General features: G+C 43.4%; 14 protein-coding genes. 5 read left to right on the plus strand and 9 right to left on the minus strand.

Features of this window, described 5'->3' with window-relative positions; translation table 11 throughout:
• Positions 1 to 2: 2 nt before the first annotated feature.
• The 3 genes from LLW17_RS13665 to LLW17_RS13675 all read right to left on the minus strand — a co-directional run bounded on the left by LLW17_RS13665 (position 3) and on the right by LLW17_RS13675 (position 7487).
• Positions 3 to 3038: a SusC/RagA family TonB-linked outer membrane protein gene (locus tag LLW17_RS13665; protein WP_228230853.1), complete on the minus strand. Its 3036-nt coding sequence runs from the start codon at positions 3036 to 3038 to the stop codon at positions 3 to 5.
• A gap of 249 nt (positions 3039 to 3287) precedes the next feature.
• Positions 3288 to 6086: a triple tyrosine motif-containing protein gene (locus tag LLW17_RS13670; protein WP_228230854.1), complete on the minus strand. Its 2799-nt coding sequence runs from the start codon at positions 6084 to 6086 to the stop codon at positions 3288 to 3290.
• A gap of 45 nt (positions 6087 to 6131) precedes the next feature.
• Positions 6132 to 7487, minus strand: a complete 1356-nt coding sequence (locus tag LLW17_RS13675; protein ID WP_228230855.1) for a capsule assembly Wzi family protein — start codon at positions 7485 to 7487, stop codon at positions 6132 to 6134.
• 85 nt (positions 7488 to 7572) lie between these two features.
• On the opposite strand from LLW17_RS13675, the gene LLW17_RS13680 reads away from it, so the two are divergent.
• Positions 7573 to 8310, plus strand: coding sequence for a tyrosine-protein phosphatase (locus LLW17_RS13680; protein WP_228230856.1), 738 nt, complete (start codon positions 7573 to 7575; stop codon positions 8308 to 8310).
• A gap of 3 nt (positions 8311 to 8313) precedes the next feature.
• On the opposite strand, the gene LLW17_RS13685 is transcribed toward LLW17_RS13680, so the two are convergent.
• The 4 genes from LLW17_RS13685 to LLW17_RS13700 all read right to left on the minus strand — a co-directional run bounded on the left by LLW17_RS13685 (position 8314) and on the right by LLW17_RS13700 (position 12049).
• Complete coding sequence (locus tag LLW17_RS13685; RefSeq protein ID WP_228230857.1) at positions 8314 to 9306, minus strand: polysaccharide biosynthesis protein; 993 nt, start codon at positions 9304 to 9306, stop codon at positions 8314 to 8316.
• A gap of 2 nt (positions 9307 to 9308) precedes the next feature.
• Positions 9309 to 10448 carry an aminotransferase class V-fold PLP-dependent enzyme gene (locus LLW17_RS13690; RefSeq protein WP_228230858.1) on the minus strand — a complete coding sequence of 380 codons (1140 nt, stop codon included), beginning with the start codon at positions 10446 to 10448 and terminating at the stop codon, positions 9309 to 9311.
• 12 nt (positions 10449 to 10460) lie between these two features.
• On the minus strand, positions 10461 to 11510 hold the full coding sequence (locus LLW17_RS13695; RefSeq protein WP_228230859.1) for a glycosyltransferase family 4 protein: 1050 nt from the start codon (positions 11508 to 11510) through the stop codon (positions 10461 to 10463).
• A gap of 119 nt (positions 11511 to 11629) precedes the next feature.
• Positions 11630 to 12049 (minus strand): OsmC family protein, encoded by a 420-nt coding sequence (locus LLW17_RS13700; protein WP_099646214.1) that lies wholly within the window; start codon positions 12047 to 12049, stop codon positions 11630 to 11632.
• A gap of 136 nt (positions 12050 to 12185) precedes the next feature.
• On the opposite strand from LLW17_RS13700, the gene LLW17_RS13705 reads away from it, so the two are divergent.
• From LLW17_RS13705 to LLW17_RS13715, 3 genes are read left to right on the plus strand one after another with little or no spacing between them, the layout of a single operon-like run.
• Entirely contained in the window at positions 12186 to 12659 is a 474-nt protein-coding gene (locus tag LLW17_RS13705) for a hypothetical protein (RefSeq protein ID WP_099646213.1), read from the plus strand.
• A 1-nt stretch (position 12660) separates the two neighbouring features.
• Positions 12661 to 13437 carry an aldose 1-epimerase gene (locus LLW17_RS13710; RefSeq protein ID WP_228230860.1) on the plus strand — a complete coding sequence of 259 codons (777 nt, stop codon included), beginning with the start codon at positions 12661 to 12663 and terminating at the stop codon, positions 13435 to 13437.
• A 49-nt stretch (positions 13438 to 13486) separates the two neighbouring features.
• Positions 13487 to 14026: a DUF4377 domain-containing protein gene (locus tag LLW17_RS13715; RefSeq protein ID WP_228230861.1), complete on the plus strand. Its 540-nt coding sequence runs from the start codon at positions 13487 to 13489 to the stop codon at positions 14024 to 14026.
• Between the two features lie 4 nt (positions 14027 to 14030).
• Here the strand turns inward: LLW17_RS13715 and LLW17_RS13720 are convergent, their stop codons facing one another.
• Positions 14031 to 16955: an FAD-binding and (Fe-S)-binding domain-containing protein gene (locus tag LLW17_RS13720; protein ID WP_228230862.1), complete on the minus strand. Its 2925-nt coding sequence runs from the start codon at positions 16953 to 16955 to the stop codon at positions 14031 to 14033.
• A gap of 145 nt (positions 16956 to 17100) precedes the next feature.
• Here LLW17_RS13720 and LLW17_RS13725 point away from each other — a divergent pair, with 145 nt between their 5' ends.
• Positions 17101 to 17583 carry a hypothetical protein gene (locus LLW17_RS13725; RefSeq protein ID WP_228230863.1) on the plus strand — a complete coding sequence of 161 codons (483 nt, stop codon included), beginning with the start codon at positions 17101 to 17103 and terminating at the stop codon, positions 17581 to 17583.
• 90 nt (positions 17584 to 17673) lie between these two features.
• On the opposite strand, the gene bshA is transcribed toward LLW17_RS13725, so the two are convergent.
• Entirely contained in the window at positions 17674 to 18831 is a 1158-nt protein-coding gene (gene bshA, locus LLW17_RS13730) for an N-acetyl-alpha-D-glucosaminyl L-malate synthase BshA (protein WP_228230864.1), read from the minus strand.
• Positions 18832 to 18889: the final 58 nt, after the last annotated feature.

Consider the following 18889-nt stretch of genomic DNA (forward strand, 5'->3'; position numbering starts at 1 on the left):
GTTTAAAATTTGAAGTTAAGTCCGGCTGTATAAATGCGCGGTACCGGGTAGAATCCCTGGTCAATACCGCCTCCAATAGGAGCTCCTGAAGATGCAGAAGGATCAAAGCCCTGGTATTTGGTTAGGGTAAAGGCATTAGCCACAGCCACGTAAAAACGCAGTTTACTAATTCCCAACTGCTCAATAACGTCATTGCCCAGACTATATCCCACCTGAACGTTCTGAAGTCTCAGGTACGAACCATCTTCCACATAAAAATCAGAAAACAGCAAATTTGAGTTAGGCCCAATAGTCACCCGGGGATAGGTATCTGTAGAACCGGCACCAATCCATCGGTTTAAAACATAGTTGGTCTTGTTGGTCAGGTTTTGATTACGGTCGTAAGCCCGTACAATGTCATTACCAATTGATGCATAGGCATAAGCGGTAAAGTCAAAGTTTTTATAATTAAACCCGATGTTCAAGCCCATCGTCACATCAGGAATAGGATCGCCAATATTGACACGATCATCACCGTCTATCACTCCGTCACCATTTTGATCTACATAACGTAAATCTCCCGGCACTGCATTTGCCTGCGTGGCGTGCGCATCAACCTCAGCCTGGGTTTGGAAAATACCGTTGGTTTGTAACCCGTAGAAATAACCTATTGGGAAACCGGCTTCCATACGTGCCGGAGCTTCCTGACCAAAACCAAATGAACCGCCTGGTATGAATCCACTTTGATTTCCTACCTGAAGCACTTCGTTTTTAAGGGTTGTAAAGTTGTATCCAATGTTGAAATCGGCATCATCGCTGATGATCTGGTTGTAGTTGATTGAAAATTCAAAACCTCTGTTCTCAACACTACCGGCATTTACAATAGGCGGAGAAGATCCCGGAGCCGTAACCCCTAGCAATCCTGAAACCTGAGGCACCAGTAATAAGTCTTCAGTACGCTTATTAAAGTAATCTGCGGTTATTCTTATGGCAGAACTAAACAATTCCAGGTCAACACCTATATCGTAGGTTTTTTGTCGCTCCCATTTAATTTCAGGGTTTGATAGTTGTCCAGGTGCAACGCCAAAGACCAATTCGTCGTCAAAAACATAGGTGCCTTCTCCATTGAGGGTTGAAACAAACCCAAAGGCTCCAATGCGGTCATTACCCAGCAAACCGTAACTACCTCTTAATTTGGCGAAATTTATAAATTCACTATCAAAGAAATCTTCATCACTTAATACCCAACCCCCTGATAAGGCATAGAAATACCCAAATTTATTTTCAGGTCCAAAATTTGAAGAACCATCTCGTCTCAGCAAAGCAGAGAACAAGTATTTTTCTTTAAAGTTGTATTGCAAGCGCGTAAAATAGGATAATAAACGCTGGTCAAATTCATTGGGGCCACCACTCACCGTACGTGCATCAATAACTTCCTCTGCACCAACAAGGCTTGCTTCTGCAAAGGTATTACCCGGTACACCGCGGCCGGTGAAGTTGTAAAACTCTCCGCTGGTTCTAAAGGCCGACATACCCAAAAGAGCTGTGATGTTGTGATCATCGGCGATGGTATTGGTATAAGTCAACAGGTTATCCCAGGTATAATCCCTGAAGAAACTATCGTTTACGAAGTACTCGTTACGTCCCAGGTTATTAAACACTTTACCATCACCATAATTTAATCCGGATGGGTTAAAAGCACGATTACGAACTTCCGAATAGTTGAACTGATAGTTCGATTCGATTTTGAAATTGTCTAAGAATCCATAGGACAAACCCACAGTACCGGTAATTTTATCAACCTGAGTACCGTTGAAGGTATTGGCAATTTGCGCAACGGGATTGATTACCTCATTTCCTAAACCGGTAGCTAAGGTAAAATCGCCGTTAGCATCCCGCACCGGTCTGGTAGGATCCATATTAACTGCGTTGAAGAGTACTGATCCTAATGTGTTTTCAAGCAGCGTGCTTCGGTTAGAATTGGTGTAAATACCCGAAGCTTTAAATTTCAAGTTATCGGTAATATCGAGATTATAGCTTCCGCGACCGGTAAATCGCTCAAAGTTTGCTGCACCGCCTCCTACTATACCGTCCTGATCGAGATAACCCAAACCAATAGAATACGTAGAATTTTCGCCCCCGGCATAAATAGTAGCGTTTACATCAGATAAAAAGGCTTTTCTAAAAACCTCATCCTGCCAGTCTGTACCCATACCCAGATTTCTAAGATTGGGGAATGGTGGCGCCTGATTGCCGGCAACAAAGGCTTCATTAATAATAGCTCCGTATTCGGTAGCATTTAAAACAGGTAATTTACGTGTGGTTTCCTGAACACCTACATACGAATCTACATTTACTCTTAAGTCTGTGTTCTTACGTCCTGTTTTAGTAGTGATTAAAATAACACCGTTGGCAGCACGAACTCCATAAATACCGGCAGTTGCGTCCTTTAGAACATTTATACTTTCAATATCATTAGGGTTGAGTACACTTAAGTCTTCAATTACCGCTCCATCAACCAAAATAAGAGGACGGTTGTCTCCATTGGTTGAAATACCTCTAATGTTAATGGTTGAAGCACTACCGGGAGAACCTGAGGTCGAACTGATGTTAACCCCCGCAACGCGCCCTTGTAGCGCCTGTTCTATGCGTACCGGGTTTTGCTCTTCGATAGTTTCAGAACCTACCACAGCAACGGCTCCGGTAACCTCTTTACGGGTTTGTGTACCGTAACCAATTACCACTACCTCTTCTAAGGCACTGGCATCTTCTACCAGTTGAACGGTGATGGGATTGGTACTCGTAACAGTTACTTCCTTGGGTTGAAAACCCAGATACGAAAAAACCAGGGTACCTGATTGCAGAACTGAGAGGCTAAATTCACCGTCAAAATTTGTACTGGTCCCTCTTGAAGTTCCTTTTACAATGACATTAACCCCGGGAAGTGGCATTCCCGTCATATCTGTCACTGTACCTGATGCCTGAATGGGATCACCGGTCTGTGCGAAAAGCCCCGATGAAAACAAAACAAGAACCATTAAGGATAATATTGATCTCATACATGTTTAATTTGAAATCAAATCTACCCGCAAGCATTAACAATTCCTTAAAATCTGCCTTTACAAAAAATCAACAACCCCGGTATTAACCGGCATAACCGAAAAAAACTCAACGCAAACGCTTTCGTAATAAGGCTTAAGGACAGATGTTAAAATTAAGAATGTAAAATCAAAAAACACTCAAAAACACCACATTACAGGCTTTTGTATAGGTAATGTTGAGTTCTAAACCAGACTTGTATAGGTCTTTTAGATCGAAAGAATATACTCAACAAGTCCATCCTCGCGCTCTAAATCCATTTTTTTACGCAAACGATATCTTTTTATCTCTACACTGCGTACCGAAATGTTAAGTAATGGAGCAATCTCCTTGGAAGTCAGATTCAAGCGGAGGTATGCGCAAAGTTTTAGGTCATTTGGAGTAAGCTTGGGATGCAGGCGCTTGATCTTCTTTAAAAAGTCTTTATCTGCATTATTGAAAGCCTCCTTGAAGAATTCCCAATCCTTTTTAGGATCCAGATTGTTATCTATGATTTTAATAACCGTCTTTGTGTTTTTTTGTTCGGTCTGCTCCAACTCCTTTTTAATGGTGTTGAGCAACTCGTTTTTCTTAACCAGATTCATGGTAGAAGCTGCCAGCTCACGGCTCTTACTATCTACATCCTGCTGTAGTTTTTCATTCTCAAGCCTGATAATCTCCCGCTGCTTTTCAGAATTGGCCAATTCAATCCTGCGGTTATTGATCTCGATGAGTCGTTGTTTTTGCTTCCGGTAGTAACGCCGGTTATAAATTTGAATTCCTGCAATGAGCAGAAGCCCTAAAACAACATAACATACAATAGCGAGTATAGATAAGTACCAGGGTCGTTTGATCTGAAAAGGATAGCTAAGTGTGTTTTCTGAGTACGATTCCCCAATACGCGCCCGTACTTCAAAAACATAGTCCCCATGCGGAAGATTCTCGTAAGAAACCAGTGCTTCAGGTGACCAGGCTGACCACTCCTCGTAATAGCCCTGTAGCCGGTACTGATAAACCACAGCACGAAATTTGTCGTATTGCGGCACGCTAAACATAAACCTAAAATTTGACTGCTCATTGGGATAAGGCTCCCTGTTGTCCTGATCGATGTATTGCAACTTTCCATCCCGGGTACCGTTCTCGACACCGCGTAGTCGTATGCTGAACCCTTCCTCGCGGGCCTCATTCAGGTCAAAAAGCGTATATCCGGTTGAATTACCCAACAAATACACGTTGGCGCCAACAGGAGTAATATTCTCAAAACCCGGAATATCCCTGCGAGCTTTCGCCGGTAAGGCAAAACGGTTTATTTCAAACTCATCAGCCAGAATGCCCGGTTTCAGATAACTGATTTCCTGCGAATTAAAAGACCACAAGCGATCATTTGCGTCGTCATAAGTTAGTTTTCCGGTGGTGTAAGTACCTGTTTCAAAAAAACTCCTGGTAAGCAAACTATCAAGCTGAAAAGCTTCGGTCTGTTTATCGAGTTCATAAACACCCGCATTACTTACGTAGAACAAGCGGTCTTTATAAGGTGTTATACCCGCTTTTTCTGCCGGGGGTAATTCAGGTATCAATTCATAATTGCGAACACTTGTGAAATTTTCGTTTACCGAAACCTTAAAAACCCCTTTGTACTCGTGACTCACATAAATGGTCTGGTTTGGTCCGAGACCAAAATACCTGCTTGAGATATCAAAACCGGAAATTTTATTTCTAAGCTGCCAGCCATTGGCTGTATTTTGCAAGACATAAAGACCGCTGTAATTTCCCTGAATGGCGAGTCCCTGGGCTTTAGAAAGCCATTGTACCTGCCAGGTACCCGGTGTTCTGGCAAGTTGCTTAACCTGGGCTTTATCCACCAAAAAAGTCCCCTCGTGATGACCGCAAAACAAATCATCCCCTATTTTAGTTAGGCTCCAAACCTGTCCTTTAGTTCCGGGAATTAATTGATAATTGCTTGTTTTATCCTGAATAGTACGGTAAAATAATCCCTGATTGGTGCCCAGGTACAAATAGTCCCCTACCCGAGCTGAAGTATATACCGAACCCAGATTACCGGCATTGTCCCTAAACACTTTAAAAGCAGTGCTGCTGTTGATAACGCTTATACCGTTGTCAAGTCCCAGCCATACGTTAGCATCCCGGTCTTCTTCAATTGAAAGCACCGTATTATTAGTGATGCCACGCTGCTGGTTGAGAACGTAATCAAAATTAAAGGCCTCATCTAAATGTATCAGACCTGAAGAAATAGTACCCAGCATCAGGGAGCCGTCTCTGAGCTTTTGGCAACTGTAAATAACCGCCTCCTGAACACTTTGAGGTACGGTAAGAGTCGACACTTCATCATTCTTCAAACTGAAAAACCCTGAACGTGCCATGATCATAATATAACGACTTTCACTTTTGAAAAAGCCGACCAGAACATCAGACTTTAAGAACTCCGCATCTGATAGTAAGACCGCCTTTCCTTCCTGAAGCTGAAAAAGCCCCTGCCCTTCCAGTTGAAAATAGACCGATTTATCAATGCGAAAAGCTTTGGTTATATTACCCCGGGGAGAAAACGTTTCAAGACTCTGATTTTGGGTATCGTAGCTGTAAATTCGGTTTAAAGACTGAAACAGTACCAGGTTGTCGATGGTAAAAATATTCCAGAACTGTTCATCCTCGACCAGTTGCAATTCCTTCTGGCTGCTTAAGGAATGATATTCTAAAAGTCCTTTCCGGTTGGGTTCCCAGTAGCCAAATTCCATATAGGCTCCCGTGTAGATACGATTGCCACTGGCCTCAACGGCTCTGATGATGGTTTTATTGGGGGAATCGTAAACGCGCCAGCGTGCTCCGTCATATTCCAGCAGACCCGAGTTGTTAGCCACGTAAATAAAATCATTGGCTCCCTGGGTGATGGCCCAGTTTTGATTCTCTGCTGCATACTCTTCGGGCGAAAAGTTTTGCACAGGAGGCAACTCCTGCCCTATCATCGCAGGCAGAAAGAGTATAAAGCAAAAAATGAAATACAGAAATCTCAACAAGACGGTGTTTTTAAGCAAGATACTTAAAACCGAAGTTAACTTCTAAAACTGATACCGGTAGTTAAGCCCAATTCCCAGATTTTCTTTGGAGAGGTTACTGTAATCTACTCCAAACAAACCGGTAAAGCTTCCAAACTTACTGGGATAGGTAAGCTCCAGAAAGGAATAAATCGCTTCCTCGGTTACAGGATAGGGTCTGCCGTAAGTACCCAAATTTTTCACATAACTCACTTTACCCTTAAAATTGAACTTGCCCAGAGTACCTGCGGCTCCAAGATGATGAATGTAAAAGCGATCGTTGATATTTTTACTTTGTGGATTAACCCGATCCGGGATTACAAAAGGCAAACCTATGATGCGGTTGTGGTATTGCCAACCGGTATTGTAAATGCCGTTCCAGAAATAACTGTCGCCACCACTAAAGCTTCCACCATTTGATGCGTTTCCAAAACGCCCGCTTTGCGAAACAGTTTGCACATATTCATAAATTAGAGCATCGATAAAACCCAAGTTTTCAGGCTCGAGATACGCGCCCCAGACCCCATCGGGAAAATTGCTGAGTTCAATCCCAGAGGTATCTTCAAAAAGTGACTGATGGTACATTCTCAAATAAAAGTTTTCGCGGGTCAAATCATAGGCAAGTTCGTAAGATCCTAAACCATTTCCTAAGGAGTTTACCTGCTCACCACCAAATGCACCAGAATTACTGGATCCCTGCCCGAAAAAAACATCTATAAAATCCCTGAAACCGGAAGGTTGCTTTCCAAATCGGGGATTACTTGAAGTCCCTCCAAACTGTACATAATGCTTCATACTGCCGCTCAGGCGATCTCCCGGCGAAAAAACCAGTGCCAGCTCGAGGCTTTTGTGATGTACCTGTGCATTTTCAACCACCCGGTCGTCTCCCAGAAAGTAATGTCCAAAAGTGGCATTGGCTTCAAACCATTTAAAAATTTTGAAGGGTTCGGTCATTTGTAAATAGACTCCGGGTAAAGCACGTGCGTTGTTACTCCAGATGATATCTCCACCTACACTAGAGATTCCGCTTAATTTTTCGTCACGATGCTTTAAACCAAGATCGGCTCTGATGATCTTCCACTGATAGGTGCCATAAAGCTGGTCTAGGATTGCCCCGTCATACAAACCATCTTTGTATAATACCCCTCCGCCCAATTCAAAGCGGTTATCTTCATTTAAAGCCTTTTCGTATTTTGTCTCTGCCAGAGCATAAAAGTTGGTCTGCTCATCTACGCGGCCTTTTTGATTGGCATAAAACCAGAAGTTATTAGCATCGCCGCTTGAGGCCATTCCGCGCAGCTCAATTGAAGTTACCAGACTGTCCTGGGCCTGTAATACGGAAACGAGCATCAGGCTCAGGAGACTAAAAAGGGTTTTCATAATTGCTTGTTTTGAACGTGGAGGGAAGTTCTTAACATCTTAAACCGGTCAATACATGTACTTTTGCACAAAATAAACCGGCAGCATGTTTTCTATTTTCAGTTCTAAAAAACTCCTCGCCTCCAGGTTAGGCGAATTTACAGATATTCACAATCATATACTACCCGGAATCGATGATGGGGCTAAAACACCTGAAGATTCTCTGGAATTGCTCTCCCATTTTAAGGAACTGGGAATCACAAAGCTTATCTGCACACCGCATACCATGAGTGATTTTCACCCCAATACACCTGAAACTATTTGTGGAGCCCAAAACAAACTGGAGAAGTTCTTAGCCGAAAAAGGCCAGGATGCTTTCAACATACGCGCTTCATCTGAGTATATGATGGACAGTGCCTTTACCGATTTACTGGAAGCCAAAAAAATCCTGCCGCTTAAGGAGCAGTTTGTTTTGGTCGAAATGTCTTATCTGCAACCTCCGGTAAACCTGCGCGAAATTTTATTTAAAATAGGCAACGCCGGCTTTGTTCCCGTACTGGCACATCCCGAGCGCTACGCCTTTTACCACAGCAAATACGACACCTATACCGAATTGAAAAGCATCTGCAAATTTCAGCTTAACGCACTTTCAATCACCGGCTATTACGGTTCGGGAATTGCCAAAACAGCGCTCAAGCTTCTGGAAGATGGGATGTTTGACTTCTTTGGGACCGATACCCATCATATGCGGCATATTGAAAACCTGAAGAACGCCAAATACCCCGGTAAATACGAGCAGGCTCTGGAACGCATCATCAGCAATACTACTGAGACATTTAGCTGAAATTTATTCTGAAGTAATCCTTTCTAAAAGCGACTGAGCTTCTTTTACCCTGTAGTTCTGGGCGGAACGTATACATTGCAGCAGTAAGGCTGAATCAAGCAGGGTTTCTTTGGTATTGCTAACCAAGACCAATGATCCGGTATACGCAGTACTTTCCATTTCGGTGGAAGCTTTAAGCTCTTCATTTTCTTTTTCGGATGAAAAGAGCGGTTCGTATTCCAGGGGATAATCTTCCTTATTGATACCCAAGGATTCCAACACCCGGTTTGCAACCTCGGGTACGGTTAACAGTTCATAATCCTTTGGAATATAGACTCCCGAAGCTGCACCTCCCATCAAAACGGCTAACATAGGCATCAACTGCCCGGGCTGCACGAAAGCCCTCCTGGACTCCTTTCCGCGAATAATAAGCGGCTGATTTTTAGCAATACGTTCTTCAAACAAGGGCACAACAGAACCTGACGAACCGTACACATTGCACAACCGCAGGATGTGAATTTCAATATTTTGATTTTGCTTCTGCTCGCTCAGCGCATACATTTCAAAGAGCTTTTTGGTGCGTCCCATCACACTCTGAGGATTTACTGCTTTATCTGTTGAAACAAAGATGAATCGAGCTACCTGATGCGCTATCGCCTTATCGAGAATCTGCTTAGCTCCTGTAAAATTGGTATTAATAGCTGCACACACGTTAGTCTCAACCATAGAGACGTGCTTGTAAGCCGCCGCGTGTATAAGCGTCGTGACTTTGAACTCATTGAACAGATGCGTAACGAAAGCTTCATTGCAAATGCTGTCTATAAAATACCTGATCGCGGTATTCGGGGCGACCTGTTTTAATTCAAGTAACAAGCCGTGTAAAGCCGTTTCGGCAAAATCAACCAGAATCAACTGTTTTGGATTGCGTTTAGCAAGACCCAGGGTGAGTTCGCGGCCAATGCTTCCTGCGGCTCCCGTGATTAGAATGATTTCGTTCTGTACTGAATGTTGCGTCATAATCAGCGCGAAAAATACGCAATTAGCGTTTCCTGAATGTAGTTAAGTTCGGTTTTTGTGAGTCCGGCACCGCTGGGCAGGCACAGGGCGTTTTGCCAAAGACTTTCGGCAACGGGATTCCCAAAATAGTGTTGTTCTTTATAGATTCCCTGTAAATGCAAGGGTTTCCACGGCTGGCGGCTTTCAATCCCGGCACTTTGCAAGTGTTGCAGTAGGCCTTTTGGCGTAGCGTTTTCCTGAGGTGTACTAAAACGTAAAACATTCAGCCAATAGTTTGAAAAGCATTCCGGTGGTTCGTTTAACAATGCAACACCTGATTGTTCTTTGAAAATTTCGCTATACACTGCGTGTATATTCCGCTTTGCGGAAACCTTAACATCCAAAGACTGCAACTGACTTTTTCCTAAAGCTGCATTGAGACCGGGCATTGCATAATTATAGCCCACCGTGTCGTGCTCAAAAGCTTGCTGAGTGATTTTCGCCTGACTCGCGAGATGCCGTGCCAATTTTGCCTGTTCCGCATTTTTACAAATCAATGCTCCGCCCCCACCGGTGGTGATGATTTTATTGCCGTTAAAGGATAAGATTCCAAAATCGCCGAAAGTCCCGCAGGCGTTTCCAGCAACACTGCTTCCGAGTGCTTCTGCAGCATCTTCAATAAGCGGAATCTCGTATTCCTGTGCAATCGCTGCGATCTCCTGAATTTTGCACGGAATACCGTATGAGTGAACCGCTACAATCGCAGCCGGTTTTTTATGCTGACTTAAACAAAATTGAATAGCCTCGAGCACTGCATCGGGATCCAGGTTGTAGGTTTCAGGCTCGCTGTCTACAAAAACCGGAATGGCGTTGAGATATGCGATGGGATTGGCAGTAGCTACATAGCTCATCGTCTGGCAAATCACAAAATCGCCACGTTTCACCCCGGCCAAAATAAGCGCCAGATGTAATGCGGCAGTACCTGAATTTAAAGCAACAACCTCAGCTTCGGTATTTAAATGCGCTTTTAAATCCTGCTCAAAAGTCTGTACAAAAGGACCACCCGCTGTAATCCAGTTCTCCTGCAAAGCCTCCGCCACTGCGTTAGTATCCGTTTCGTTAAGCAACGGAAGCGAAAGACCTATTTTGGGCGTTTTAGTCATAAATACACTGTATTACTTTTCTTCTTTAAACTGCTTTACCAAAAGTCTGAGGTAAAAATGAAACCCAAACCAAAGCATCGCTTGTAAAACAAAATACAGATAAATTCCGGTTACGGGAACCAGATAAACCGCCCCCAATACCTGAATAAGGGTTGCCAGAAAAACCACAAGCGCGATAAAGGCAGGACGGTAACCCACGCGCAACAACAAGGAGTAACTGTGTAGCTTATCGCGTTCAAATAAGGATTTACCGGCACGAAGACGCAGACTAAAAACCCGCAGCGTATCAAAAACGGGAAACCAAAATAAAGCTATTGCGACTGGCAGACGCTGGCTGTAGGTCTCGAGCCAGTAGTTAGTTGTAGAAAGGTCTGCTTCAATAAATTTGATGAGTAACACACTGCACAACAAGCCCAGAAACAGCGAACCGCTATCACCCATAAAGATCTTGGCAGGTTCTTTATTGAGCATTCTAAAACCAAATACCGCGGCAACCACTACAAATAAAAACGGATTGAAAAAAGGGATCTGAAAAAACAGCATCCCTAAAATTGCCGTAAGCGCAACGAGAGCTGCCAGTCCGTCTGAACCGTCAATAAAATTAAACGCGTTGGTACCAAAGGTGAGAATCGCTATACTCAGAATAACACTTAACGCATAAGGCATCAGCAGAAAACGATCTTCAAATAAAACCGTTTCCAAACGTACATCGGCCACGACGACCACAAAGCCAATAAGAACGAGCTGGGCAATGAGTTTGGGTAACCAGCCTAAAGATTTGAGATCGTCTATCAAACCCAAAATAAATATGCCGGTCAGCCCCAGAAAAAGCCATTTTTCGGTCACAAGAAATTCGGGGTAAAACCAGGCTGAGGCTCCAAAAATTCCCAGAATTATCGCAATACCTCCTGATGCCGGCACTGCTTTTTTGTGCAGTTTTTTTCCGCCTCCGGCATCACTAAAAAGGTCTGCCAGTCGGGTTTTGTAAAGCAGCATACATAAACCGTAGGTAAGCAACAGAGCTATAAACGGCGGCAGTAAATTGGCTAAAGAATAGGGCACGTATCAATTTTATGGTTTTCAAATATACGCAAGGCCAAAGCAAACCTGTTTACAAATCATCGTAAATGAAAAAAAGCCGCCTGTTGGCGACTTTTAATTTTATATCGTTCTGCAAGAAATTAGGATTCTAAAGTAGCGTCAAGCGTGATCTCTGCCTTAAGCAGTTTTGAGATCGGGCAATTTTCTTTAGCCTTATTGGCCAACTTTAAAAACTCGTCTTCGCTGCACTCCGGCACTTTACCGGTTAAGGTTAAATGCACCTTAGTCACCGCACCGTCTTCAAAAGTTACTTTAGCTTCGGTATGCAGATTTTCGGGATTGTAATCTTCTTCGCCTAAAAACGCAGATAATTGCATGGTATAACATCCTGCGTGAGCCGCTCCGATTAATTCTTCCGGGTTTGTACCTTTTCCATCTTCAAAACGGGTAGCAAAACCATATTTTGCAGCATCAAGTACACCACTTTCGGTAGAAATAGTTCCCATTCCGGCTTTAATTCTTCCTTTCCAAGTTGCAGATGCGTTACGTGTAAATTTCATAGTAGTATTATTTTTCTTTTTTGGTTATATCTAAAACTACTAAGCACAGGACGGTTCTGCAACATTTTAATGATATTTTAGCTTTTGAAACACCAGTATTAACGGGCTTTAACAGCTTTTTGGCTAACTTGCGGGTATGAAGACAGCGACGGTTTCTCAACTAAAGAAAGAATTGCAGCATCGGGACGAGGCAGACCTGCTCGAAATCTGCCTCAAACTGGCAAAATTCAAGAAAGAAAACAAAGAATTGCTTACCTACCTGCTGTTTGAATCTGATTATGAAACCGGTTATGTGGAAAGCGTCAAGGAGCTGATCGCCGAACAGTTTGAGACCATCAATACCAAGAATTATTACTGGATGAAGAAAGGCATCCGTAAGATTCTGAAGGAGACCAAAAAATACGCCCGCTACTCCGGCAACAAAGAAACGGAAGTCGCGCTTTTGCTGTATTTCTGCGAAAAAATGACGGAGGTGCGCCCTGCAATACGCAACAATAATGTATTGCGAAACCTGTATCTGCGCCAGAAGGAATACATCGCCAAAAAGATCGAAGCGCTGCACGAAGATCTGCAGCTAGACTATATACATGCACTTGAAAAATTAGATTAATATGACCACCTTACAACTTGACCAATTAAAAGTACAATTAGATGAAGGTTCACTCGTGAGCTTTAAGGCTAACGGACATGAATACATACACCAGGTAGGCAGTCCCGGTTGGGGCAAGTCTGACGACGAAATGTTCCCCATCATAGGCCCTACTGATGAAGCCGGTTTTAAGGTAAAAACACCTAAAGGAGATGCGGTTCTAGATCAGCATGGCTTGTTACGCGAACTTAAATACCAATGCGTGGATGCTACAGAAACCCAGGCGGTTTTTCAAAAAACCTACACGGCCAATACTCCGGTTAAAAACTCCAAATTCCCGAAAAAATCTAGCGAAGAATGGTTGACCTGGCCTTATGATTTCAGGTTTCAAAAGCAGTTTAACCTCAAGCAGGACGCGCTGGAAATTGAATTTATCATCACCGGCCCCGAAGGGATGCCATTTATGCTGGGTTATCATCCCGCATTTAAATTACACAGTGAAAATCCGGTAGTAGTTACTTCAAAAGAGGAAATTCCATTAAAGGATATTCTCGCAGTAGGCAGCAGGGCTTACGAGGTTGCAGATTGTACCGAGATCACACTTAAGGACGCCAAAACACTGCGTATCAGTTCGCAGGGATTTGGCAATTTTATGTTGTGGACCGAAGTCACCAATATGCTGTGCATCGAGCCTGTGAGCTTTTATCCCTACGCAGTAGAGCAGAAAAATCTGGACAAGGGCTTTAGACAACTCATCAATGAGCCGGCGCGGTTTAAAGTTACCCTGTCTATAGCTTGAAGCAACCTTTTGAGCTTACCTGCATCTCAGTTTAGTAAAACTCTTAACTATGAAAAAGATTCTGTTTCTCACGTTGCTTTGTCTTATTAATTATTCCTGCTCCAATGATGTAGACGAAAGCGAGGTTGTATCAATGCGTGTTAATCATTATCAGACCACTGCTATAGGATTGTCACCCCAACTGGTTTTGATGGTTCAGGAAGGCAATGCAATTGGGTCATCTGAATGGTCCTATTTGTACGAAGGCATTTCTGGTTTTGACTACGTTGCAGGCAAAACCTATGATCTCACTGTTAAGAAAGAACGTATCACTAATCCACCCGCCGACGCAAGTACTATTCAATATTCATTAATACGAATACAGTCAACTGAAGAAATTGACGCTGATGTTTCCTTTAAATTGGCTTTAAAAATCAACGGCGAAAATTTTGTAACCGGTACTTCGCAACTCTCAATTCTTAATGAAATTGACATCACCTGCACTAGTTTTTGTGAAGAACTTCAGACTAAACTACAAGATCAGGATTTCGTTTATGGCACCTTCAAACGCCTGGGCCTACAAAATCTTGAATTAATTTCGGTAGAATAATAGACTACAATAAAGCCTCCCGCAAAACGGTCACGGGATGCAATGCCTCGCGTTGTGTCCCGTCTTTAATCTGATGTCTGCAACTGGTACCCGGCGCCACGATAAGCGTGTCTGAAGGCGCTTTGCGCACAGCGGGAAACAGGGTCTGCTCCCCTATTTGCATACTGAGTTCGTAATGCTCTTTTTCGTACCCAAAAGACCCGGCCATACCGCAACATCCGGAAGGAATAAGTGTTGGCTTATAATTTTCAGGAAGGTTGAGCATCGTGAAGGTATGTTCCATCCCGCTGAGGGATTTTTGATGGCAATGCCCGTGAATCTTGAGTTTTTTCTCTTGCGTGATAAAAGATTTGGAGGTGATATTCCCCAGCTTGATTTCGGCTGCGATAAACTCGTCTATTATAAATACGTTTTTGGCCAAAATCTTTGCTGCCTCCACATCTTCACTCAGCCGAATGTATTCATCCCTAAAGCCTAAAATAGACGAAGGTTCGATCCCGATAAGCGGATGTTCTGCATCAACGAGATTCTTAAATGCCTTGATGTTTTTGTCGGAAACCTTAGCAGCTTCCTTTAAAAAGCCTTTTGAAATCATCGAGCGCCCGCTCTCTGCGTGGTCTATCGTACGCACTTCATAATTGAGGCGTTGCAGGAGCACCACGGCATCTTCACCTATTTGTGCATCCAGAAAATTAGTGAACTCATCTACAAATAGATAGACAGTCTTAATTGGATTTTTGGGGTTGAAAGCCCGCAGTTTTTTAAGGCGGTTGCGCAAGGTTTTTTTAGCCAAAGGCGGAAGGCTTCGCTCAGGGGCCACCTCGAGGGTTTTCTTAATCAATTTACCAGTAAGTTTACCGGTATACAAACCGTTTGTAACGCCGGGCACTACCGAAGCAAAGCGGTTGAGATAGCTGTTAAAGGCGAAAGCACGGGTACGGAGGGAGCTCCCGTTCTCTTTTTTATACTGGTATTCAAATTCAGCTTTTAATGCTGCTACATCCACATTGCTGGGGCACTCGCTGGCACAGGCTTTACAGCTGAGACACAGGTCAAAAACCTCTTTGAGTTCTTTATGATTAAAAGGATTTTTTCGGGGCGAATTGGTCAAAAATTCCCGTAAGGCATTAGCCCTGCCGCGGGTCGTATCCTTTTCATTACGGGTAGCACGGTAACTGGGGCACATGGTTCCTCCGGCCAGTGGAAGTTTTCGGCAATCGCCGCTTCCGTTGCATTGTTCAGCCGCTCTCAAAATGCCTTCAGAATCTGAAAAATCCATCAATGTTTCTACTTCCGGTTCTTCGCGGTCCGGTGTATATCTCAAATGCGTATCAAGCGGTTGCGCATCAACAATTTTACCCGGATTAAAGATATGCTGCGGGTCAAAGGCATTTTTAACCGCTTTTATGCGCTCATAGTTGGCTTTACCCAGCATCAGCTCCACAAACTCGCTGCGTACAATCCCATCGCCGTGCTCACCACTCAGGGAACCGTTGTATTTTTTTACCAGATGCGCCACAGCAGTGGTAATTTGACGAAACAGCAGCACATCATCACTTTTCTTCAGGTTGAGAATAGGCCTCAGGTGTAACTCCCCTGCACCGGCATGTGCGTAGTACACGGCATCCTGATCAAACGTACTCATCAGAGCGGTAAACTCTTTGATATACGGGGCCAGGTCTTCTAAAGCTACTGCGGTATCTTCTATACAGGCGGCGGTTTTGCGATCGCCTACGATGTTGCCCAAAAGGCCCAGACCGGCTTTGCGCAACTCCAGCGCCTGGTTGATTTCGGGTCCTTCGAGCGTAGGATGCGCATAACTTAATCCCGATGCATCCAATGTTTCTATTAGCTTAAGAGCCTGCCTGCGGGCGGTATCTAAATCTGCTGCACGTACCTCAAGCATCAAAATCGCTTTTGGATCGCCCTGAATGAAAAACCGGTTTTTTTGCTGCTCGCGATTATTCAGGGTGCAATCTAAAATCACCTTATCCATCATTTCACAGGCATACAGATTATGCTGCATCACCGGCACAACGGCCTCGAGGCAGGCATTGATGGTTTTAAAATGCGCAGCAACCATCACACCTGCTGCAGGTGGAAGTTCGTCAAGCTTTAAGGTGATCTCTGTAGTAAATGCCAAGGTTCCCTCGCTTCCGGCGAGCAATTTGCACATATTGAAGGCTTCGGGCGTATTGGAAAACACCTCATTATTCAACAGGGCATCAAGCGCATAACCGGTGTTACGACGGTGTATTTCGGGCTTGGGATAGTTACTTTTAATTTCGGTCTGAGCTTCTTTGGTATTTAATTGCTGATACAGCGTATCGTAGATTTTCCCTTCAAGCGTGTTTAGTTTTCGCTTTAGCGCAAATTCTTCCGCAGTTAAATCTTTAAAAACCGCTTGGCTACCGTCGCTCAAAAGGGTTTTTAGCTCAACTACTTTATCGCGGGTTACGCCATATTGAATAGAAGTTGTACCCGAAGAGTTGTTACCTACCATTCCACCAATCATACAGCGGTTTGAAGTAGAGGTATTCGGACCAAAAAATAAACCGTGAGATTCCAGAAAACGGTTTAACTCATCCCGAATGACTCCGGGCTGAACCGTAACGGTTTTTTCCTCCTGATTAAAGTCTATGATCCTTGTAAAATGTTTAGAAACATCTACCACGATCCCCTCACCCACACATTGCCCGGCCAGAGATGTACCTGCTGTTCGGGGAATAAGTCCCACCTTATGTGAGTGTGCAAAAAGAATGAGTTTTTTAAGATCCTCTTCGGTTTTAGGAAATGCCACTGCAAGAGGCAGACGGCGGTATACCGAGGCATCGGTCGCATATAAGTTGCGGTGCAATTGATCTAACATCAACTCTCCTTCGAGTGATGCTGTAAGGGTATCGAGGGCTTCGTCAAGGCTTGTAATCATAGGCTAAAGGTACAATTATTCACGGATACAGATATTAACAGAGTCTTAGATAAGCTTAACAAAAGATTGGCGTGTGCGCTATTATAACTTGTATTTTCTAAAACTACATTTGCACCAATCAAGTATTAACAAACACGAATTTATTATGAAAAAATTATTTATAGCTTTTGTTTTAATCGCCGGCTTTTCATTTAGCTCACAGGCACAGGAAATCGCTGACAACGCTTTAGGTATACGTCTTGGAGATAATGATGGTTTTGGTGCTGAAATCTCTTACCAACGTGCTTTAGGCGGAAATAACCGTCTGGAATTAGATTTAGGGTTAAGAGATGGTAGAAATTACGATGGATTTAAACTCGCAGGATTATACCAATGGGTATGGAACATTGACGGTGGCTTTAACTGGTACGCCGGTGTTGGTGGTGGTTTAGCTAGTTATGATTATAATGACGGACCATTCAGAGACGAGAATGATACATTCGTATTTGCCGCAGGAGATATAGGTATTGAATATAATTTTGACATTCCGCTTTTAATTTCTTTGGACTTCAGACCTGAGTTTGCTTTCGGAGACTATAATGACGATTTAGATTTTGATATCGCATTAGGTTTGCGTTACCAGTTCTAATAAGAAATCAACACTATTGAAAAGGCCGTCGATTGACGGCCTTTTTTTATGCTTTAAAGTTTCAGTTTAAACCTGAAAAAGGAAGTGTTCTTATTTTGTAAGGGAAGATTTCTTCTTAAGTGCAATGCGCTTAATGGCTTTGGTATACACCTCTTCATACAAAGGCACAACCTTTTCTATAGCAAAATTCTGCGCCTGTTCTTTAGCCTGCTTTTTGAAGTTTTTAAGTCCGGCATCGGTGCGTAAAATAGTAAGGGCGTTTGCAGCCATATCGGTAACATCGCCCACTGCACTAAGAAAACCGGAAAACCCGTGAATATTTACTTCGGCAAGACCTCCGGCATTTGAAGAAATTACCGGAACACCGTGCGACATAGCCTCAAGTGCGGCAAGACCAAAACTTTCGGCTTTAGAAGGAAGTAAAAACAGATCTGAAAAACACAGAATTTTCTCTACCTCGTTGCTATTACCCAAAAACACCACCTTAGCGGCAATGCCCAGTTCAGCAGCCAGATCTTCTGCAGGTCCGCGTTCAGGGCCGTCACCAACCATAATGAGTTTTGAAGGGATTTTCTTTTGAATCGCGTAGAAAGTCCTAATTACATCAGGGATGCATTTTACTTCCCTCATGTTACTGATATGGGTGATGATGCGCTCATTTTCGCTGGCCATTAGCCCGCGCTGACAATCTGTAAACGTATTTTTTACAGTTGCCAAATCAATGAAATTGGGGATCACCTTAATTTTACGCTTGATGTCAAACAGGCGGTTGGTGTCTTCTTTAAGGCTTTGAGAAACCGAAGTCACCACATCACTTTTATTAATACTAAAGGTAACCGCCGGCTTATAAAACGGATGATTACCTACCAGGGTAATATCTGTACCGTGTAGCGTGGTGACCATAGGAATACGTATTCCCTCCTGCTCCAGCATTTTTTTGGCCATATAGCCTGCATAGGCATGTGGAATGGCATAGTGCACGTGAAGCACATCTATATTATAAGCCTTTATAATGTTTACCAGTTTGCTCGAAAGCGCCAGTTCGTAAGGCTGAAAATGAAATAAGGGATACTCCGGTACATTGACCTCGTGGAAAAATATTTTTTCATTGAGCAGGTCAAGGCGTACGGGCTGCTTGTAGGTTATAAAATGAACTTCGTGACCGCGCTTGGAAAGCGCAATTCCCAACTCGGTTGCGACTACACCGCTCCCTCCAAAAGTGGGATAACAAACTATAGCAATTTTCATCGTCTAAAATTACTCAATAATCAGACGGCATCGATTACAAAAGCTTTTTTTTAGAAAT

This window comes from Leeuwenhoekiella parthenopeia, from assembly GCF_020782115.1.
GTDB classification, from domain to species: Bacteria; Bacteroidota; Bacteroidia; order Flavobacteriales; family Flavobacteriaceae; genus Leeuwenhoekiella; species Leeuwenhoekiella parthenopeia.

Bases quoted from the DNA above. Each gene is read 5' to 3' on its own strand.
- LLW17_RS13665 (WP_228230853.1), bottom strand. From the start codon at position 3,038: ATGAGATCAATATTATCCTTAATGGTTCTTGTTTTGTTTTCATCGGGG.
- LLW17_RS13675 (WP_228230855.1), bottom strand. From the start codon at position 7,487: ATGAAAACCCTTTTTAGTCTCCTGAGCCTGATGCTCGTTTCCGTATTA.
- LLW17_RS13680 (WP_228230856.1), top strand. From the start codon at position 7,573: ATGTTTTCTATTTTCAGTTCTAAAAAACTCCTCGCCTCCAGGTTAGGC.
- LLW17_RS13685 (WP_228230857.1), bottom strand. From the start codon at position 9,306: ATGACGCAACATTCAGTACAGAACGAAATCATTCTAATCACGGGAGCC.
- LLW17_RS13690 (WP_228230858.1), bottom strand. From the start codon at position 10,448: ATGACTAAAACGCCCAAAATAGGTCTTTCGCTTCCGTTGCTTAACGAA.
- LLW17_RS13700 (WP_099646214.1), bottom strand. From the start codon at position 12,049: ATGAAATTTACACGTAACGCATCTGCAACTTGGAAAGGAAGAATTAAA.
- LLW17_RS13705 (WP_099646213.1), top strand. From the start codon at position 12,186: ATGAAGACAGCGACGGTTTCTCAACTAAAGAAAGAATTGCAGCATCGG.
- LLW17_RS13710 (WP_228230860.1), top strand. From the start codon at position 12,661: ATGACCACCTTACAACTTGACCAATTAAAAGTACAATTAGATGAAGGT.
- LLW17_RS13715 (WP_228230861.1), top strand. From the start codon at position 13,487: ATGAAAAAGATTCTGTTTCTCACGTTGCTTTGTCTTATTAATTATTCC.
- LLW17_RS13720 (WP_228230862.1), bottom strand. From the start codon at position 16,955: ATGATTACAAGCCTTGACGAAGCCCTCGATACCCTTACAGCATCACTC.
- LLW17_RS13725 (WP_228230863.1), top strand. From the start codon at position 17,101: ATGAAAAAATTATTTATAGCTTTTGTTTTAATCGCCGGCTTTTCATTT.
- bshA (WP_228230864.1), bottom strand. From the start codon at position 18,831: ATGAAAATTGCTATAGTTTGTTATCCCACTTTTGGAGGGAGCGGTGTA.